The sequence below is a fragment of the Mycobacterium sp. SMC-13 genome (assembly GCF_045311035.1).
In the GTDB taxonomy this organism is placed as follows: domain Bacteria; phylum Actinomycetota; class Actinomycetes; order Mycobacteriales; family Mycobacteriaceae; genus Mycobacterium.
On the sequence record NZ_JBJIAI010000002.1, the window covers coordinates 18,094 to 34,779 of the forward strand.

A 16,686-nucleotide genomic window follows, 5' to 3' on the forward strand; every position below is an offset into this window, starting at 1 on the left:
TCGTCGCGGTGTTCGCTCAGCGGCCACACAGCAACGGGGCCGCCGATATCCGTTCGCGGATACCGGCGGCCCTGATGCTCACCCGAGCTGTGTTCAGCCGACCTCGGCGGCCAGCTTGGCGACCACGCCACGCACGCCCTCGACGACCTCGGCCGCCTCGCGGGGATGCTTGCCGTCGAACGCCGACGCCGGCAGGGACAGCTTGACGTCGACGACATCCGCACCGGCGATGCCGAACGACTTGCGGCTCTCGTCATGTGCCCACACCCCGCCGTACTGGCCGAGCGCGGTCCCGATGACCGCCAGCGGCTTGCCGGCGACGGCGCCGGAGCCGTAAGGGCGCGACAGCCAGTCGATCGCGTTCTTCAAGACGGCGGGAATGGTGCCGTTGTACTCCGGGGTCACAGCCAGGATCGCGTCCGCGTCGCCCGCGATCTGGCGCAGCGCGACGACCGCCTCGGCAACCGAGTCGTTGTCGATGTCTTCGTTGTAGAACGGCAGGTCGGCCAGCCCGTCCGCGACACGTACCGTCACGCCATCAGGCGCAGATTCGACCGCCACCTCGGCGAGCTGGCGATTGAGCGAGGCCGCGCGGAGGCTGCCGACCAGGACCAGGACCTTGGTATCTGCCATTTTCTTTCCCCTAGCTTTGTCTCTGTGGACGGTTCCGGCGAACCGATCCTCGCATGAGTCAACCGGACTGCGGTCCGATTCATTCCGCCTGAGTTAAAGTTTTTTCATGAGCGACGGGGTGGCGCAACTGCGGCCCACGAACCTGCCCATGGCGGGTCTGCCGATGAGTCCGGCTGCGCCGGTCGAGCGCGGCGATGCTGCGCGCAACCGGCTCCTGCTTCTCGACGCGGCCCGCCGGCTCATCGCCGCGCGCGGCTCCGACGCCGTCACCATGGACGACATCGCGGCCGAGGCCGGCGTCGGCAAGGGCACCCTGTTCCGCCGGTTCGGCAGCCGCGCCGGCCTCATGCTCGTACTCCTCGACGAGGACGAGCAGGTCGAGCAGAACGCCATGATGTTCGGCCCACCTCCGCTGGGTCCCGGCTCACCGCCGCTGGAACGACTGCTCGCCTACGGTCGCGACCGGCTTCAGTTCGCCTGGCAGCACCGCGCCCTGCTGTCCGACGCCGGGCGTGATCCGCAGAGCCGCTTCGGGGCCGCGGCCGCCGTCCACCGCACCCACGTCCGGATGCTGCTGCACACCGCCGGCACCACGGGAGACCTCGACGCCCAGACCGATGCCCTGCTGGCTCTTCTCGACGCCGACTACATCAGCCACCAGCTCGACGATCTGGGTCACAACCTGCAGGCGCAGGGCGATGCGTGGGAAAGCGTGGCGCGCAAGCTTTGCGGGACCTGAGATGACCTGGGTACTGCACGTCGACCTCGATCAGTTCCTGGCGTCCGTCGAATTGCGCCGGCACCCTGAGCTGGTCGGTCTGCCCGTCATCGTCGGCGGCAGCGGTGACCCCACCGAGCCCCGCAAGGTGGTCACGTGCGCTTCCTATGAGGCAAGGGAATTCGGCGTCCACGCCGGGATGCCGCTGCGCACCGCCGCCCGCAAATGCCCGGAGGCCGTCTTCCTGCCCTCGGACGCACCCGCTTATGACGAAGCCTCCGAACAGGTGATGGGCCTGCTGCGCGACCTCGGCCATCCGGTCGAGGTGTGGGGCTGGGATGAGGCGTATGTCGGTGCGGCCGTGGCTGATCCGTTCGAGCTGGCCGAGAAGATTCGGGCCGTGATCGCTGCCGAGACCGGCCTGTCGTGCAGCGTCGGCATCAGCGACAACAAGCAGCGCGCCAAGGTCGCCACCGGATTCGGCAAGCCGGCCGGGGTTTTCGCGCTCACCGCCGAGAACTGGATGACGGTCATGGGCGACCGGCCTGTCGACGCGCTCTGGGGCGTGGGTCCCAAGACCGCGAAAAAGCTGGCCGAGCTGGACATCACCACCGTCGCGGAGCTGGCCCGCACCGACGCTGAGCTGCTCACGTCAACCTTCGGTCCGACCACAGGCTTGTGGATCCTGTTGCTCGCCAAAGGCGGCGGCGACAGCAACGTCACGGCTGAACTGTGGGTGCCGCGGTCACGCAGCCACGTGGTGACGTTCCCGGCAGACCTCACCGACGTCGCCGAGATGGACGCCGCCGTCAGCGAGCTGGCCCGCCAGACTCTCGACGAGATCGTCGAGCAGGGCCGTGTCGTCACCCGAGTGGCCGTGACCCTGCGCACCAAAACGTTCTTCACCCGCACCAAGATTCGCAAGTTGCCGATGGCCGGTACGGATCTGGAGACCATCACCCGAACCGCGATCGATCTGCTGCACGACTTCGAACTGGACCGGCCGGTGCGGCTGCTCGGGGTGCGGCTGGAACTGGAGATGCCGCAGTAGTGCTCACCACCATCGCCATCCGGGGCTACCGGTCGCTGCGCGAGATCGTCCTGCCGCTGTCGGAGCTGACCGTCGTGACCGGAGCCAACGGCACCGGCAAGTCCTCGGTGTACCGGGCACTGGGGCTGCTGGCCGACTGCGGACGCGGCGAGGTCATCGGGTCCCTGGCCCGCGAGGGCGGTTCCGTACATGGTTTCGGCGTGTTGCAGCCAGCGTTGTGACCCACCCGAATCCGGTGCACTCGGCATGTTGCTGAGCCCATCGCGGTTATCTGTAGGTCGGTGAGGGGTGTACTCGACTGTCGCTGATGGTTGGGTTTCTTGCGGTCAGGGTCGTGAAGGCCAGTGTTATCTGTAGGGCTGTACTCGATGGTGTCTGAGTCCCCCCTTGCGGTATCGCTGTGTCGGCCTAGTGTCAGCTTCATGCCGTCGTCGCGGGCTGCCCGAGCCGCTGATCGGGCCGACGAGCTCGCCGGTTTACGTCGGCGGCTGGTCACTGGTGGTGTGCTCACCGCCGAGGACCTTGAGCTTGGCCAGCGGCGAGCGTTGCAGTCGCGGCAGTGGGCGCTGGAGGCGTATCTACGTTCGGCTGAACGCCATGAAGCGGCCGCCCGTGCCCACGAGCGTGCCGCGTGGGCTCACGAGAATGCTCACTGCGGCGGCCCTCGCGAAGTGGCGCATCACGTTGCCGCCGATGATCACCGTCGTGCTGCTGTCGTTGACCGCGCCGCGGCGGCCGATGACCGGCGTCGGGCGGCTGAAGTCGAACAGCTCGACAGCGCCTCGTAACGTCACGACGCCAACGCTCAGCAGCCCCCCTTGCGCACTGGCCAGACGATCGCATTGTTGGTTATCTGCGCCGACGGGACCGATTGGCGATTTCGCCGGGTGAGGGGTGGGTCAAGGGTCAATGTCAGCTAACAGCATGGGATTTGGTTAAGCAGGCGCAGCGGTGCGTCCACGGTGGTAGGAAGGGTTTGTTGGAACGCGCCGAGCTGACTTTCGTGTGACGATATGTACGCCGTGAAGCCCAAATGTGATGCGCTGAGTGTGTTGTCGGGCAGCCGCGGCCTCCATGGTCCGGCACCGATGACGGTGGTGTGCTGTGTCTGAGATGCCTGTGGGTTCTTCGGGTGGCGGCGCCGATGTCGGGCTGTGGGCGGTCGCTGCGGTTACCGCCGGCGGCGATATCCAGGTCACCGGTCGGTTCAAGTTTTTCCTGGCCGATCAGCGGTGGGTGTGGTCCGATGATTTGGCGCGCATGCACGGCTATAAGCCGGGGCAGGTGCAGCCTTCCACCGAGTTGTTGCTGAGCCATAAGCATCCCGATGATCGGGCTTCTGTGGCGGACTTGCTGGGCCGCGTGCAGCAGGGTGGCTTGTTCAGTAGTCGGCACCGGATCATCGACACCCGTGGCAAGACACATTGGGTTGTGGTGGTCAGCGATCACCTGGTTGACCAGGGCGGTCAGATCATCGGGACCCAGGGCTACTACATCGATGTGACCGCCGCTGTGCAGGCTGATGTTTCGGCGGAGGTGCAATCGGTGGCCGAGTCGCGTGCGGTGATCGATCAGGCCAAGGGCGTGCTGATGGCGGCCTACGGTGTCGATGCTGATCGGGCGTTCGAGTTTTTGCGGTGGCGCTCGCAGACGACGGGCGTCAAGCTCAAAAAGGTGGCGGCGCACTTGTTGGAAGCGTTGGCCGATGCGGAGTTTCCCACCGACCTGCTGGCGCTGATTGATCACCTGTTGTTGGTCAATGAGCCAGACGATGACATGAAGTCCTTGCCCTGACTGGCCCAGAGGGCAGAGCTATCGGCATGCGTTCTGCGCAGCAGCACGTGGGTGCAGCAGCAGTGCCAGGCCGGCGCGGTTGGAGCGGCGACTTTCGAGCCGATGCTGCTGCTTAGCACCGTGGTTGCGGCCGTCAGTCGCCTGACGATGGAGGCGCGGAAGCAACCCTTCCCAATCCACCGGCATGAGTTACGTTACGGCACGGTGGTGGCGTCGGAGAAGATTTGGTAGCCAACCGATTTCGACCAAATTTCGACTGCACAACTGCTGTTTGTAGGTTCATGCGGCGAAATTCGCCCACCAAAGCAGTCGGCGCAAGCGACATGCTCATGGAGCACATGTACTCCACACAATAAGAGCTGATCAGCGCACATATACGCAGCGCAAAAATGGATTAGCTACCGATAAGCGGGCTGAGCGTGCCCACCCCCGCGGGCGGCCCAGTCAAGGGAGCACGGAAACTTCAGGATCGATTCTTTCCGGTACGGGTGCCCCGCTCCGCATCAGCGGCCGCCGTTTTGCCGTTCTCTCGCCTGCTTCGCGAGCGCCCGCTTGGCGTAGCTGCGCGGGCCCTTCATTTGCATCTGCGCGAACTGTGCGCTCACGTTGAACAGTTCGGCGACGGCGGCGTTGTCGAGCTCTCGGAACGCGAGCCTCTTGCACGCTTCGGTGGGGGCTAGGAGTTCGCCAGACAGGTAGAGGGCTTCCCTCTCGACTTTTTCGCTATAGAGGCGGGCATGGTCGTCACCGAGTAGTCCCTCCGGGAATGCGTGTTCGAGAAGGTGGTGACTCATCTCGTGCGCGATGCTGGACCGTCGTCGAACCACCTGATGGCTGTCATTCTCGATAATGAGACGCCCGGTGCCGACCGCTATGAGCGCAGCGGACCACCTCTTCGAACCGTTGGTTCGGAAGTGTTCGATGGTGGCGATAGGGCAATCGTTCGCTGCGAGCTCGGAGATCGAATAGATCTGGATGCCGTACGTTTCCGCGAGCTTGTAGGGGTCAAGCGGATCCATCAAGCCGAGGCCGAGCGCAGTACGTTCTTCACGGGCAAGCTCGGCCATCGCCTTCTGGGTCCAGCGAAAGGTCATCCTTGCCTGCTTGACCTCTCGTTATGGAAGCGGCGGACTGCGGAACCGATGAGCTGCTCGAGGTGTTCAACGTCCTCCGGCTGCAGATCTTTTCGTGCGCGGAGAAGTGGCGCGAGAGTCGCAACCAAGTCGGGTTCCTCGCGATCGACCTCGGATTGTTCAGCCTGAATAAACCGCTCGGCGGGGATATTGAGCCAGGTCACCATGCTGGCAAATGCAGCGGTGTCTGGAGTGTGGCCGTTAGCCAGACGAGACAGCGTCGACGGACTGAGGTCGAGGACTCCGGCGAGCTGCCTCCACGACAACTGTTTGCTGTTTCGTGCTGCGTCGAGGGCGGCGTGCAGGCTCGCTACGTCGACGGAGGTGGACGCCATCGGTCTCCAGGTGTGTTTGACAAATCGAACAGTGTTGCTAGTCTCGAACTGTAGCGTTCGAAAATTCAAACGCCGTGTCGTACGTATACCACTTGGAGGTCGCCATGACCAGCGTCGCCGCACAAGCTGCTGAGGAAGCACACAGCAAGGACCGCTTGGTCCCCGTACTGTTCAACAACCAGAGCATCCAGCTCCCGCGCGGCCCCCGCACCGGAGCCCAGATCAAGGCCGACGCGATCCGCGCGGGAGTCGTCATCCAGCAGGACTTCCCGCTCGCGGTCAAGCAGGGGAACCGATACGTCAACATCGGCGACGCCGACGTAGTGAACGTCCACCCGAACATGGAGTTCACCGCCGTTGCGGGGGACGACAACTCGTGAACTTCGAGTTGTCGGAGGCGACTGCCGTCGGTGTGGCTGGAGTTCGTCACCAGTTTCCGGGCCACACCGTCACAGTCACGCCAGACGGCGACGGTGGCGGGTTCGTCGTCGTCGATGACGTACCGGTAGGCGCACCGTTCGTTGAAGATGTCACCTGGCTGGGCTTCCACATCAACTCGGCGTACCCAGCCAGCGATGTATACCCCCACTACGTGGGACGTCTGCGTCGCCGTGACGGGCACTCGCACGGTGAAGCGATCCAGGAAGTCAGCTGGCGGGATCGGCCGGCGTTGCAGTTGTCGCGCCGATCAAGTCAATGGAGCGCGTCCGTGGACACGGCCGCGCTGAAAGCGATGAAGGTGATGGCGTGGCTGCGGTGCCAATAAACCCACCCAGTGACGGGTGGAGCCTCACATTCCGCTCCAGAGATTGGGCAGTACTGACAACACATTTGCTTCCCGATGACGGCGCGCACGGAGCCGTTCTGCTCGCCGAACCAACCGAAGGGCCACGCGGGGCACGCCTACTGGTCCGGCAGGTCATTCCAGCGATTGACGGGGTCGACTACGTCCGTGGAACGACCGGATTCCATGCGCTGAGACCTGAATTCGTCCGCGACTGTGCGATGCGTGCGCACGCAAACGGATGGGCCTACGTCGCGGTCCACAACCACGGAGGTTTCGGACGAGTCCGATTCTCCAGCATCGACCTAGCCAGCCACGAGCGTGGTTACCCGGCACTGGTTCAGCTAATCGACCGCCCGGTGATCGGGCTCGTACTGGCCGACGGTGCAGCAGCTGGTGACATCTGGCTCCCTGACGGTGGCCGTGCGGACTTGGCGGAACTCATCGTCGCCGGACGAACCGTACTAAGGCTGCGTCCGACGCCAGCTCTGGCATCGTCTGCTGGCGGCCGTTGGGACCGTCAAGTGCGCGTGTTCGGCGATATCGGCCAACAGGTGCTCAGTGCGCTCAGGGTTGGGATCGTCGGTCTCGGCGGAGCCGGAAGCATGATCAATGAATTCATTTCCCGCCTCGGTGTCGGGCACCTGGTCCTCATCGACGGCGACCTGGCCAGTGACGACAATCTTCCGCGTCTCGTCGGCGCCGAGCCCAACGACGTCGGCGTGGCAAAGACGACCATTGCAGCGCACAGCGCTCGTCGCGCCAATCCCGGTGTCACCGTTGATGAATTCGTCAGGGAAGTGCAACGACCGGACGCGCAAGCCGCACTGCAAGGGTGCGACTTCATATTCCTTGCTGCTGACTCGCACTCTGCACGCCATTTCGTGAACCAGGTCATTGAGCAGCGTCTCATCCCGGGTGTTCAAGTCGGTGTCAAAGTTCCAGTCAGCGATGACGGGACAGTCGGTCGCATCCACGTCGCTAACCGTCCGCTCATCCCGGGGAACGGCTGTCTGTGGTGCAACCAGCTGATCGATCCGACCAAGCTCGCGCTCGACCTTGCGCCGGAGACGGCCCGCCCTGCCGCACGGTACGTCGACGAGCTACCTGCACCGAGTGTCATCGCATTGAACGCACTCGCGGTGGCCGAAGCAGTCAATGGATTCATGATGGGAATGACCGGGCTGCTCGACGAGGAAGGTGACCCCGCCTATACGGTGCTGTTCCCTCGCGAGGGTGACCGCCAACTACATACACCCCGTCGTGATCCGGCGTGCGGATACTGCGGAGACGTGAGGTGTTAGTCAGTACCTGCGACGCCTGGAGTTCCAGTCCGGGCGCAGAGAACCTCCGCGAATCGCGGTCAAGCACTGAAGTTGTCCCGGGGCGGGACAGCACCCGTTCACCAAGCCGACGCTTCGTCAGGCCGACGGTCTTCGCAGTTGATGAAAACACCAGGTGCGAAACATCTTTCGCTTGCAGTAGGACGATCGTCCCTGCGCCGTTCCGCCGGACATCGGCAGCGCGACGCGTGGTTCGAGTTATCCTTCGGCGCTCGCCCCTAACCCTTAGCATGCCAAGCAATGCGATTTCCCTGCAGCCGCTACTTCGAGTGTGGCTCGCGAGGCGAGCGGCGTTTCAGGCTCGTCGCTGTGCGACGGCCGATACGCTCTTCGAAGAACCCGGGGGTGATGTCGTTGGCCACTAACAGTGCGATCGAATGGACCGAGGTCACCTGGAACCCTGTTACCGGTTGTGATCGCGTCTCCGCCGGTTGTGACCACTGCTACGCGATGACGCTGGCCAAGCGCCTCAAGGCGATGGGCTCGGAGAAGTACCAGCAGGATGGCGACCCCCGAACCTCCGGCCCCGGCTTCGGCGTGGCGGTGCACCCGCAGGCGCTCGGGGAACCGCTGCGGTGGAAGAACTCGCGGATCGTGTTCGTGAACTCGATGAGCGACCTGTTCCACGCGAAGGTGCCGCTCGCCTTCATCCGTGACGTGTTCGAAGTGTGCCGCGATACCCCGCAACACACGTACCAAGTGTTGACCAAGCGGAGTCTGCGCCTGCGCCGCGTGGCGGACAAACTGGACTGGCCCGAGAACCTGTGGATGGGCGTATCGGTCGAGAACGCCGACGTTCTCAGCCGAGTAGACCACCTCCGTGAGGTGCCCGCCGCAGTGCGTTTCCTCTCCTGCGAGCCGCTGCTTGGGCCGCTCGACAGCATCGACCTCACCGGCATCGGCTGGGTGATCGCCGGCGGCGAGTCCGGCCCCCGATACCGGCCGATGGAACTATCGTGGGCTCGCGGGATCCGTGACGCTTGCCGCGACGAGGGTGTGCCGTTCTTCTTCAAACAGTGGGGCGGCCGCACCCCGAAGGCAGCCGGCCGCGAGCTTGACGGCCAGCTGTGGGACGAAATGCCTACTGCCGCAACGGGTTAGGTGCGCTCACTCGGGCGCGGCCGGGAACTCGATGAGGGTCCCGTCCGGGAAGGTGCCTTTCCTCTTCTGGTTGGGCGACGAGATGCGCCCGGCGGCCTGCATCGGCTTGAGGGTCTTGACCTTCACCTGACCGCTGTGGAACGGCGTCTTCGTGACGACGTACTGGATCACTTCCTGCACGGAAACGGTGCGGCCACCGAAGTGCTGCGCGAGTTCGTCCTGGAGCGGTCCGGTGTTGGCCTCATCCTCGAAGAGAACCGGTTGGCCGGCGAGACGGTCGTCGAACTTGTAGTTGCCTCCGGGGGCGAGCTTCCACATCGCCTCCTTCATCCTGTCGTAGGCCTGGTCGTCGCGCGTGCAGAAGAAGAGGTAGCTGCCGGTGTGACCGCTCTTGTTGACCATCTCGAAGCTGCAGATGTGGGCGAAGTCGCACTCCTGGCGCAGCTGCCGCTCGTACAGGTCGTGGATGAATTGCCCGCGGCCGGCGTCGGTGGGAGCGTCCTTGTAGTCGTCGCAGCCGAAGAGCGCCGTGAAGTGCGGGTCGACGATGCCGGCGTTCGCGAACCGGTTGACGCTGTTGAAGTCGAAGTAGATGAACAGCTCGCACGACTGGTGGCTGACCAGATCCCGGATCAGGGCCATCGGGACGTCCTTGTAGCCGAACGGGTCTACGAACGCGAACGTCGGTGCCAGTTGCTTCCCCGCGGGGATGGAGTCCAGCAGCTCACGGGCCAATTCCTGGAAATTCAGGTGGCGCTCGTGGATGCGCACGTTCGTCGGCCACGGGGTGCGGCTCGCCTTGACGCCGGCCAGAACCTCCTGCAGCGACGCGAACCTCTCGTCGTCCCATTCGTTGAAGATGAAGTTGAACGTGGTGTCACCGAAAGCGGCGAACGACCGGTGGTCCAGCAGGGTGTTGAGGGTCAGGACCGGCGAGCCGGGCTCGTTGTCGTCGTAGCGGCCCGGGCCTGCGAAGCCGTCCAGCACGTTGACCCGTTGGTGGTACCTGCTCGTCCCGAAGATGCCGAACCACGCGCCGAGGTATCGCGTCAGGATGTCGTGCTTCGCCTGGGTGTGCGGGGGCCGTTTCCACACGGTCGGCAGGCTGTCACCCCTCGGCATCGTTGCCTCCTGGTCCTTTTGGTGAGCGCTACCTGTTGCCCTTGGCGCGGTTGTGGGGCACGCAGAGCATGGTCAGGTTCGACAGGTTCGTCGAGCCGCCCTTGGACCAGGCGGTCACGTGGTCGGCGTCCATCTCGTTCAGCTTGTAGATCCGGTCCTTGTTGCTGTCCCCGCCGATCGCACACAGCGGGCAGTTCGACGCGCCGTCGGCCTTGGCCTTCGTCGTCTGCTGCTCGTAGGCCACACGCTTGTCCTTGGCCTCGAACAGGCGAATGTCAAGCAGTTGCGGCTTCTTCTCACCACCGAGCAGGTACTCGTATATCCCCTTGCTGCTGTGCACCGCCGGGTCACCGCGCAGCTCATTGACGCGGGCCTCGATCTTCGCCGCGCTGTAGGACGTCCCGTGATGCGCCTCGTAGAGCCGCCCCCACTCAAGACCGCGCATCTCCTTGTCCGGAGGCCGGATGAAGACGCCGGCGACCCAGTCGATGACCGAGGTGAAGTAGGTTTTCAGCTGGGCGATGTCGGTGTCCTGACGATGCTGGGCGAGATAGGCGTCGATGCTCAGATCCTGCGAGGAGGCGACCCAGTCCAGTGCCTCCGCGAGCACCTGTTGCCGCTTCGGGTCGCCATTGACGTACGACTGCCACTTCTGCATGTTCGCGTTGTTCGAGTTGCTGTACTCCGCCTTGGCCTTGGTGATGAACGGGCCGGAGTAGATCGAGTTGAGCAGCTCCTGCTTGTTCAGCGGAACGCCGGCGATGTTGATCGTCTGGAACCAGGCCTTGATCTCGTCCTCGGTGCCGTCGCACTCGTAGATGTCGAGCTTCGTGTCGAGGATCGTGCGCTGGAGGTTGACCGGCAGCGACGAGAACGTCTGCTCCTTGCCGTCGACCTTGATGGCGAACTTGCCGGTGACGAATCGGCCGACGCTGGTGATTCGCTGCTGGCCGTCGAGGACCTCAAGCGTGGCCCCCTCCACGTTGAAGTAGATGAGTCCGAGCGGGTACCCCTTGAGCAGCGAGTCGATGACCGCGACGTCGCGCTTGCCGTCGTTGTAGATGTAGTTGCGCTGGTACTCCGGCTGGATGACGAGCTTGCCGTCGAGCCCGAACAGGCCCTTGCCTTCGAGCTCGTTGTAGACGAAGCCCTCAAGGATGTCCTCGACCGTGTAGTGCTTCAGCTCGGTCTTCATAGGGCGTGTTTCCGCCGGATGATGATGCGCTTGAAGGGCACATGAGGCTTGGGGTGGTAGAGGAACAGCTTCCGGCGTCCCTTGCTGTTGCTGGCCGTGCCGCCTGCCGCGTAGTAGTCATCGACGCGCTTCTGCCCGAGCGGCTCGACACCGAACTCCTCCGTCTTCTCCATATCTTCGGCGTTGAAGAGGATCTCGAACTGGTCGGGGTTGTACTTGTCGAGGAAGGTGATCGGCACACCCATCAATCCGTCGTAGTCGCTCGGGATCGCGTCGGTGTACGGAACCTCGATGGCATCGAAGGTGTCGTACTTCTGGTACTCGGTTCCGCGCACGTCCTTGTGCTTGGAGTACCTGATGTTGTCATCCATCGTCATCAACTGCAGCGGCTCGTGCCGGCGTCCGTGGTCGAGGTTCGTGAACCAGCGCACGCCCTTGATGCGCACGTACTTCTTGCCGTTCTCATCGACTCGGGTGCCCACGGCCGTCATGGGGTAGTCGTCCGGGATGCCGAACTCGCGGTCGCCGCTGTTGATGCTTGAGCCGTACCACATCTCGTTCGCCTGGACCGAGCGGAACACCTGGTTGTACGTGACGGCGTTCATGTTGCCAATCACCGAGAACTTCACGCCCCCATCGTGTAGCCAGGACATGAACTCGCGGAACAGGCTGAACGGTGGGTTGGTGATGACGATGTCGGCCTCGTCGCGCAGAGCCGTCACCTCGGCGCTGCGGAAGTCTCCGTCGCCATCGAGGTACTCCCACTGGAGGTCGTCGATGTCGACCTTTCCGTCGCCGTTGATGTCCTTGGGCTCGAGGACGAACTTCTTGCCGTTGGTGTGAGTCTTCGCCGCGTCGAACTTCGGGTCGCCCAGCTCGAAGAGTGTGGGCTCGTACGAGAACAGCGCCGGGTTGCAGTCAGGAGCATAGGACGTGGAGATCAGCTTCTTGAGGCCGAAATCGACGAAGTGGAGGGCGAAGAATTTGGTGAAGTTGCTCCATTCCGGGTCGTCGCACGGCAACAGGACGATCTTGTCTCTGAAGACGTCGGGGTCGAACTCAAGGTAGGCGTTCATCTCACGCTCGATGTCGACCCACTGGGTATAGAACTCGTCGTTCTTCCCTGCCTTGGCTGCGTTGAGGCTCGAAGTCCGATGCGCGGCCGTCGTCATACTCTCCCCTGCTCAGTCCGGCGTGCACCGCTGGCAGCGGGGCATGTCTGTGGGAGGAATCCTATCGGCGGGCTCCGACCCAGGCCGGTAAGCATGGCCGACGTACGCGACTGTGCTTACGGGCCGTCGCCCATTCGCATCGGCACGACGTTACGGACGTCGGATGCGCCCGACCGGAGTTGCTCGTTTTCCAGAGCCAACACCTGGATGATGCGTTCGAGTTGATGAATTGTGGCGGTGAGTGCGGTGACGTCGGCGGTGAGCTTCTTGATGCGCTCCTTGGCATCGGCATTCTCGTCGCGGAGTGCCATCAGGATCGGCGGCTCCGTGTCTGTGCCATCGATTCGGCCGCGGAATTCGTCTTGCAGGTCGGTGTGCCGGTGGGTGAGCAGCCAGCGTTTGACGCGGGCCTCCTCTGCGAGGGATTTGATGGTGAGCTTGCCGTCGGAGTGCAGCGGTTTGCCGTCGATGAGTCGGTCCATGGCGTCGCGGATCGTGCGACGTACATGTTCATCGGTTTGGCTGGTCGTCATGGTTTCCCGGTGCCCGCGTGCTGATCGACGATGGCTTGGAGCGCGGACACGCGTTGTTCGAGCCGGTTCCGCAGCGGCATTGGCGTTGTGGGAGAGGCGATCTCGTCCTGATACCGAGCGATAGATTCGGTGATGTTGGCGATGTTCTGGTCGGTGCGGGCGATGTTGCCGCAGCCGGGTTGGCAGTGTGAGACGTCGGGTGATTGCAGGTATTTGGTCGTGGTTCCTCTGTCTGGGTGGCACAGGGCTTTGGATTGGTCGTAGCAGCAGGTGACGAACTGCTGCGGGTTGTCGTAGATGCGCAGCTGGGGGTTGGCGCGTAGGGCGGCTGCCTGTTTGTTGCTCATGTATCGGCCGCGGAACTGCCGGTCGAATAGATGGATGGCTTGGGTGTATCGGCCTGCGGCGGGGCCACTGACGTGCTCACCGTCTTCGAGGCGTTGGTGGGCGTCTTCGAGGTAGTCGGCTCGGGCGAGTGCTTCTTCCATGGGGAAGACGTCCCTGAGGCCGCTGGCGACGCGTGATCCGTAGCCGTCGGTGGTGTATCCGCGTAGGTGTCCGTATTGCACCCCGAGGGCGACGCGGCCGCCGGGTTTGCGGTAGATGAACCATGCCAGGGTTCGTCTGAATCGCTTGACGGTCACGGCGTCCTCGGGGTCGGCGGGGATCACTTCGTGGGGACGGTCGAGGCGCACGGCAGCGTGGTTGCACCAGTCGATCAAGTTTTGGATGCGGTCGCTGAGCATGCTGGTGTGGACGGCCTTGCCTTCGTTGACACCGCAGGGCCATTGCGAAAAGGCGTCGATCGGGAACAGGAGTTGGGTCGTGGGGTTCAGCTCTTCCATCACAGCGATGGCTTTCGCCACGGGCGCGATTGCCAGCCAGGGCTGTTCCCGCTCGAGGCCGGCGGGAATGGTGTTGCCCGACTTATCCAGTGCGCCTTTGAAGGTTCTGCCGTGAATGCGGTACTGAAGTTGACCTGTTATGGGGTCGGTGAGGATTCGGCAGCAGCCGTGTTCCAACGCTCGGCACTCCTCGCCGCGCATCCCAGTCAGGTAGGCCACAATAACCAACGCAGAGGTCGCTAGGTGGCGGCACAGCTCCTCGACCTCGTAGAAGTTGATCGCCGGTGTCCAGCCTTTTCCATCGACGGAGCCTGTAATGGGCATAGGCATGTGCGTCTCATCGGTCGGGCTCAGGCCTGATAGGCACTGGGAGCCGATCGACTTGATTTCTTCGGGTGACAGTCCGAGCTGCCAGCCGATAAATCCGTTTGCCAAAGAACGCTTGCGGGGCCGGCTGGGCGCGACCCACCCGGGCGCCGTTTGTGACTCCTGACGCCGCTTGTCGGCATACGCGCGGAACCGTTGGGAAGGCGTCAGGGCCTGGAGACTCGGTGGGACATCGGGAGGTGTTGCTTTGAGTGCCTTCGCCGCGAGGATGTCATCGCTGAAGTCAATGACGAAGCGCAGTGCCCAGACGAGGAGGCTGGCCATCGTCTGGGGATGTACAGGGGTTGTTTTATTCTCACCGGAACTGCTCGCCGGGCCGATAATTGATGTCCGCCCGATTTCGCCGTTCTCCCAGGGTGGGCGCGGTAGCCGGTCGGCCTCCGGAAGGTAGGGGGCGTAGAGCCAGGCGCGGGTGACGGCGAACAGCAGGTTCGCCACGTTGTCTCGTGAGCCAACGTATCGTTTGACGTGGTCGACGTATGTGGTGAAGGTGTCTTCGGTGACTGCCGAGAATTCGTGAATGTCGTTGTCTGCCAGCCATGTCATCCATCTCCGCAGCATCTGCGCGAAGGTGCATACCGTTGAGGGTGCGAGCTGGCTGCGTGCCGCGGCAGCGCGATTCAGGTCCTCCAGCGGTGTCGGATTGTTGATGCTCGCCCAGATCAACCGCTTCGCTGTCGCAACATAACGTGGTGGGAAGGTGTCAAAGACGATGCTCGAGGGTCCCGTCACCGTGGGCTTCTGCACCAGAGATGAGAGTTCCCAGCGGTTGTCGCCAACGGTGCAAAGGCTTCCTCGCTGCGCTTCGGGAACGCGGTCGAGGTCGGCGATGACAGGATCGCCGTCGGCGAGTTCGATGATGCCCGCCAGCTGTGTCCAGAGGTTGGGTGCGGCGGTGCTCACGCGTCCAGGTTCCTTCCGATGAGCGCAGTGACGATTTCGCGGTCACTGTCAGTGACGTGGCGACGAGCATCGTCGATCTCGGCTGTGGTTGCGTGCCCGTCGAGGATCGCTTGCAGCCGCACGTAGTGGTCCTGGTAGTCGGCCTCCCATCGAGCTGGCGCAACGAGAGTGGCGACATTGTCCAGCGCATCGAGGAGCGTCACGAGTCGCGGGAGATGCTCGGGGGTGACGACGGCGTTTGTACAGGTAAAGCAGGCGAAGAATGAGGCCGGGCAAGGCTCGCCCGCTGTGGTGGCGTACGGGCTGTTCAGAAAGTCGGTGCACGCCGTCGCGGCGGTGTCGAGGGTTCCGGCCAGCAGCAACTTCAGTGTCGGCACGGGGATACCGAGTTTCATTGCGGTTGTATCGGGGTCGGTGCAGGCTGCGGTCACTTCGGCGATAGTCAACGAGCGGATCGTGACTGTGGCCTTGGCGTGGGCGACGGCGTCGCTCTGCCCGTCGGTGATCGTTTCGGCCGCTCGTTCTGCGGTGACCGGGTCTGGGGTCCGGTAGGTGTCTTCGCTGACGGCTTCGCTGTTTTGCCGTGCGTGTTGGTTGAGCACTTGTTCGGAGAGCCGCAGCCGTCGAAGGCTCACCCGCTGCGGCGTTCCGTCTTCGGCGAGGAGGTCGCCAACGCGCACGTTGTCATCGCCGAAGCCAGACGTTAACCATTCCTGCCGGAATAGTCCGACGGTGGGGAAGTTCTTGTACCGGCGGGCGATGAGTAACTTTTCCGACGGGGTCCCCAGTGCGGCGAGTGTTGCGCGGCAGGGCTCGGTCAAGGCGACGGCGGTCTCCCACAGCTTCCCGGCCTCGCCGGCGAGGATTTCGGCGCTGTAGCGCTTCGCGCCTCTGCGTGGTTTGTCGGTGTTGACGGTATAGACCGGCGATTCGTCGGCCGAGTCCGACGCTCTGAACGAGGTGGCTGTCAGGTTGTTCATGACCGAGATGTTGAAGCCGCGTTCACATACGAGAAGGATCATCAGGCAATAGATTTCCCGAATCGAGGGAAACAGCGCCTGTGCTGGAGTCTGCACACCGGTCAGGTCGAAGCACCCCTTGTGCGCTGCCCGATACGCAAGATACGGGGATGGAAGTTCTCCGTTGAGCGACAGGTACTCCAGCAGCGATCCGGTGCCCCACTGGACCCCAGCGACGTTGAATACGATGCCGTCGCCGGCGTCGCCAACCTCGCGGAACCGTTGGAGACTCTCGGTGTTGGTCTGGATTCGGCGCAAGGCGTGGCGCACTTCGCGTTTGGCGGCACTGCGGATCCGGTCGAACTCGTCACGGCTGTAAGAATCGTTCTCCGGCAGGCGATTCCGAGGCTTGGCCGCTTTGGCCCGCATCGCCTTCCGCGTGGTCTCCGGAAGTCGCGGCGACTCCGACAGCAGGGCGCGCACAACATTCACCTGCCCCGGCCACCGTGCCTGGCTTTCTTTCGCGGTGCGCCACGCCCACCACACCTCCGGGCCGATATCGGCCGTCGAGCCAACCTCGGGGAACTCGGTCTGCAGATACGCCACCAGCTGCCGTGCGGCACGCACCGCCGCATCGACGGTCGCCATCGTGCGCCAGCGCCCACCCGGCTGAGCACC

The 16,686-nt window shown here is 63.6% G+C and carries 17 protein-coding genes and 1 pseudogene; 8 read left to right on the top strand and 10 right to left on the bottom strand.

What is annotated here, in order from left to right:
- Positions 1-93: 93 nt before the first annotated feature.
- Positions 94-633, bottom strand: a complete 540-nt coding sequence (locus ACJH6I_RS03095) for an NADPH-dependent FMN reductase (protein WP_064860710.1) — start codon at positions 631-633, stop codon at positions 94-96.
- 148 nt (positions 634-781) lie between these two features.
- Between ACJH6I_RS03095 and ACJH6I_RS03100 the strand changes: the two genes are divergently transcribed.
- From ACJH6I_RS03100 to ACJH6I_RS03110, 3 genes and pseudogenes are all read left to right on the top strand, one after another.
- Entirely contained in the window at positions 782-1,372 is a 591-nt protein-coding gene (locus ACJH6I_RS03100) for a TetR/AcrR family transcriptional regulator (RefSeq protein ID WP_406783839.1), read from the top strand.
- 1 nt (position 1,373) lies between these two features.
- A complete protein-coding gene (locus tag ACJH6I_RS03105) occupies positions 1,374-2,402 on the top strand; it encodes a DNA polymerase IV (RefSeq protein WP_064860711.1) in 1,029 nt (342 codons plus the stop codon).
- Positions 2,402-2,584 (top strand): annotated as a pseudogene (locus ACJH6I_RS03110) (AAA family ATPase); the annotation flags it as partial. The gene ACJH6I_RS03105 and the pseudogene ACJH6I_RS03110, both read left to right, overlap by 1 nt.
- A gap of 396 nt (positions 2,585-2,980) precedes the next feature.
- Here the strand turns inward: ACJH6I_RS03110 and ACJH6I_RS03115 are convergent.
- Entirely contained in the window at positions 2,981-3,196 is a 216-nt protein-coding gene (locus tag ACJH6I_RS03115; protein WP_406774247.1) for a hypothetical protein, read from the bottom strand.
- Between the two features lie 319 nt (positions 3,197-3,515).
- On the opposite strand from ACJH6I_RS03115, the gene ACJH6I_RS03120 reads away from it, so the two are divergent.
- Positions 3,516-4,196, top strand: a complete 681-nt coding sequence (locus ACJH6I_RS03120) for a PAS and ANTAR domain-containing protein (RefSeq protein WP_406783840.1) — start codon at positions 3,516-3,518, stop codon at positions 4,194-4,196.
- 503 nt (positions 4,197-4,699) lie between these two features.
- Here the strand turns inward: ACJH6I_RS03120 and ACJH6I_RS03125 are convergent.
- The gene (locus ACJH6I_RS03125; protein WP_406774246.1) at positions 4,700-5,290 is read right to left on the bottom strand and encodes an ImmA/IrrE family metallo-endopeptidase; all 591 of its coding nucleotides are present in this window, start codon (positions 5,288-5,290) and stop codon (positions 4,700-4,702) included.
- Positions 5,287-5,664, bottom strand: coding sequence for a helix-turn-helix domain-containing protein (locus ACJH6I_RS03130; protein ID WP_406774245.1), 378 nt, complete (start codon positions 5,662-5,664; stop codon positions 5,287-5,289). Before ACJH6I_RS03130 ends, ACJH6I_RS03125 begins: the two co-directional genes overlap by 4 nt.
- Positions 5,665-5,768: 104 nt before the next feature.
- On the opposite strand from ACJH6I_RS03130, the gene ACJH6I_RS03135 reads away from it, so the two are divergent.
- The 4 genes from ACJH6I_RS03135 to ACJH6I_RS03150 all read left to right on the top strand — a co-directional run bounded on the left by ACJH6I_RS03135 (position 5,769) and on the right by ACJH6I_RS03150 (position 8,892).
- On the top strand, positions 5,769-6,044 hold the full coding sequence (locus ACJH6I_RS03135) for a hypothetical protein (protein ID WP_406774244.1): 276 nt from the start codon (positions 5,769-5,771) through the stop codon (positions 6,042-6,044).
- Complete coding sequence (locus ACJH6I_RS03140; RefSeq protein WP_406774243.1) at positions 6,041-6,430, top strand: hypothetical protein; 390 nt, start codon at positions 6,041-6,043, stop codon at positions 6,428-6,430. Before ACJH6I_RS03135 ends, ACJH6I_RS03140 begins: the two co-directional genes overlap by 4 nt.
- 65 nt (positions 6,431-6,495) lie before the next feature.
- Positions 6,496-7,752, top strand: coding sequence for a ThiF family adenylyltransferase (locus tag ACJH6I_RS03145; protein WP_406783715.1), 1,257 nt, complete (start codon positions 6,496-6,498; stop codon positions 7,750-7,752).
- A 393-nt stretch (positions 7,753-8,145) separates the two neighbouring features.
- On the top strand, positions 8,146-8,892 hold the full coding sequence (locus ACJH6I_RS03150; protein WP_406774241.1) for a DUF5131 family protein: 747 nt from the start codon (positions 8,146-8,148) through the stop codon (positions 8,890-8,892).
- Between the two features lie 6 nt (positions 8,893-8,898).
- Here ACJH6I_RS03150 and ACJH6I_RS03155 read toward each other — a convergent pair whose 3' ends face one another.
- The 6 genes from ACJH6I_RS03155 to ACJH6I_RS03180 form a co-directional block, all read right to left on the bottom strand.
- Positions 8,899-10,014 (bottom strand): three-Cys-motif partner protein TcmP, encoded by a 1,116-nt coding sequence (locus ACJH6I_RS03155; protein ID WP_406774240.1) that lies wholly within the window; start codon positions 10,012-10,014, stop codon positions 8,899-8,901.
- A 28-nt stretch (positions 10,015-10,042) separates the two neighbouring features.
- On the bottom strand, positions 10,043-11,209 hold the full coding sequence (locus tag ACJH6I_RS03160) for an HNH endonuclease family protein (RefSeq protein WP_406774239.1): 1,167 nt from the start codon (positions 11,207-11,209) through the stop codon (positions 10,043-10,045).
- Positions 11,206-12,381, bottom strand: a complete 1,176-nt coding sequence (locus ACJH6I_RS03165) for an adenine-specific methyltransferase EcoRI family protein (RefSeq protein ID WP_406774238.1) — start codon at positions 12,379-12,381, stop codon at positions 11,206-11,208. Before ACJH6I_RS03165 ends, ACJH6I_RS03160 begins: the two co-directional genes overlap by 4 nt.
- 116 nt (positions 12,382-12,497) lie before the next feature.
- On the bottom strand, positions 12,498-12,914 hold the full coding sequence (locus ACJH6I_RS03170) for a hypothetical protein (protein WP_406783716.1): 417 nt from the start codon (positions 12,912-12,914) through the stop codon (positions 12,498-12,500).
- Complete coding sequence (locus tag ACJH6I_RS03175; protein ID WP_406774236.1) at positions 12,911-15,049, bottom strand: hypothetical protein; 2,139 nt, start codon at positions 15,047-15,049, stop codon at positions 12,911-12,913. The genes ACJH6I_RS03170 and ACJH6I_RS03175 overlap by 4 nt, the downstream gene beginning before the upstream one ends.
- Positions 15,046-16,656: a hypothetical protein gene (locus ACJH6I_RS03180; protein ID WP_406783717.1), complete on the bottom strand. Its 1,611-nt coding sequence runs from the start codon at positions 16,654-16,656 to the stop codon at positions 15,046-15,048. Before ACJH6I_RS03180 ends, ACJH6I_RS03175 begins: the two co-directional genes overlap by 4 nt.
- Positions 16,657-16,686: the final 30 nt, after the last annotated feature.

What these genes read in the sequence shown, in the direction of transcription:
- ACJH6I_RS03095 (WP_064860710.1), bottom strand. Translation starts at nt 633, where the DNA reads ATGGCAGATACCAAGGTCCTGGTCCTGGTCGGCAGCCTCCGCGCGGCC.
- ACJH6I_RS03100 (WP_406783839.1), top strand. Translation starts at nt 782, where the DNA reads ATGGCGGGTCTGCCGATGAGTCCGGCTGCGCCGGTCGAGCGCGGCGAT.
- ACJH6I_RS03105 (WP_064860711.1), top strand. Translation starts at nt 1,374, where the DNA reads ATGACCTGGGTACTGCACGTCGACCTCGATCAGTTCCTGGCGTCCGTC.
- ACJH6I_RS03120 (WP_406783840.1), top strand. Translation starts at nt 3,516, where the DNA reads ATGCCTGTGGGTTCTTCGGGTGGCGGCGCCGATGTCGGGCTGTGGGCG.
- ACJH6I_RS03125 (WP_406774246.1), bottom strand. Translation starts at nt 5,290, where the DNA reads ATGACCTTTCGCTGGACCCAGAAGGCGATGGCCGAGCTTGCCCGTGAA.
- ACJH6I_RS03130 (WP_406774245.1), bottom strand. Translation starts at nt 5,664, where the DNA reads ATGGCGTCCACCTCCGTCGACGTAGCGAGCCTGCACGCCGCCCTCGAC.
- ACJH6I_RS03135 (WP_406774244.1), top strand. Translation starts at nt 5,769, where the DNA reads ATGACCAGCGTCGCCGCACAAGCTGCTGAGGAAGCACACAGCAAGGAC.
- ACJH6I_RS03155 (WP_406774240.1), bottom strand. Translation starts at nt 10,014, where the DNA reads ATGCCGAGGGGTGACAGCCTGCCGACCGTGTGGAAACGGCCCCCGCAC.
- ACJH6I_RS03160 (WP_406774239.1), bottom strand. Translation starts at nt 11,209, where the DNA reads ATGAAGACCGAGCTGAAGCACTACACGGTCGAGGACATCCTTGAGGGC.
- ACJH6I_RS03165 (WP_406774238.1), bottom strand. Translation starts at nt 12,381, where the DNA reads ATGACGACGGCCGCGCATCGGACTTCGAGCCTCAACGCAGCCAAGGCA.
- ACJH6I_RS03170 (WP_406783716.1), bottom strand. Translation starts at nt 12,914, where the DNA reads ATGACGACCAGCCAAACCGATGAACATGTACGTCGCACGATCCGCGAC.
- ACJH6I_RS03180 (WP_406783717.1), bottom strand. Translation starts at nt 16,656, where the DNA reads ATGGCGACCGTCGATGCGGCGGTGCGTGCCGCACGGCAGCTGGTGGCG.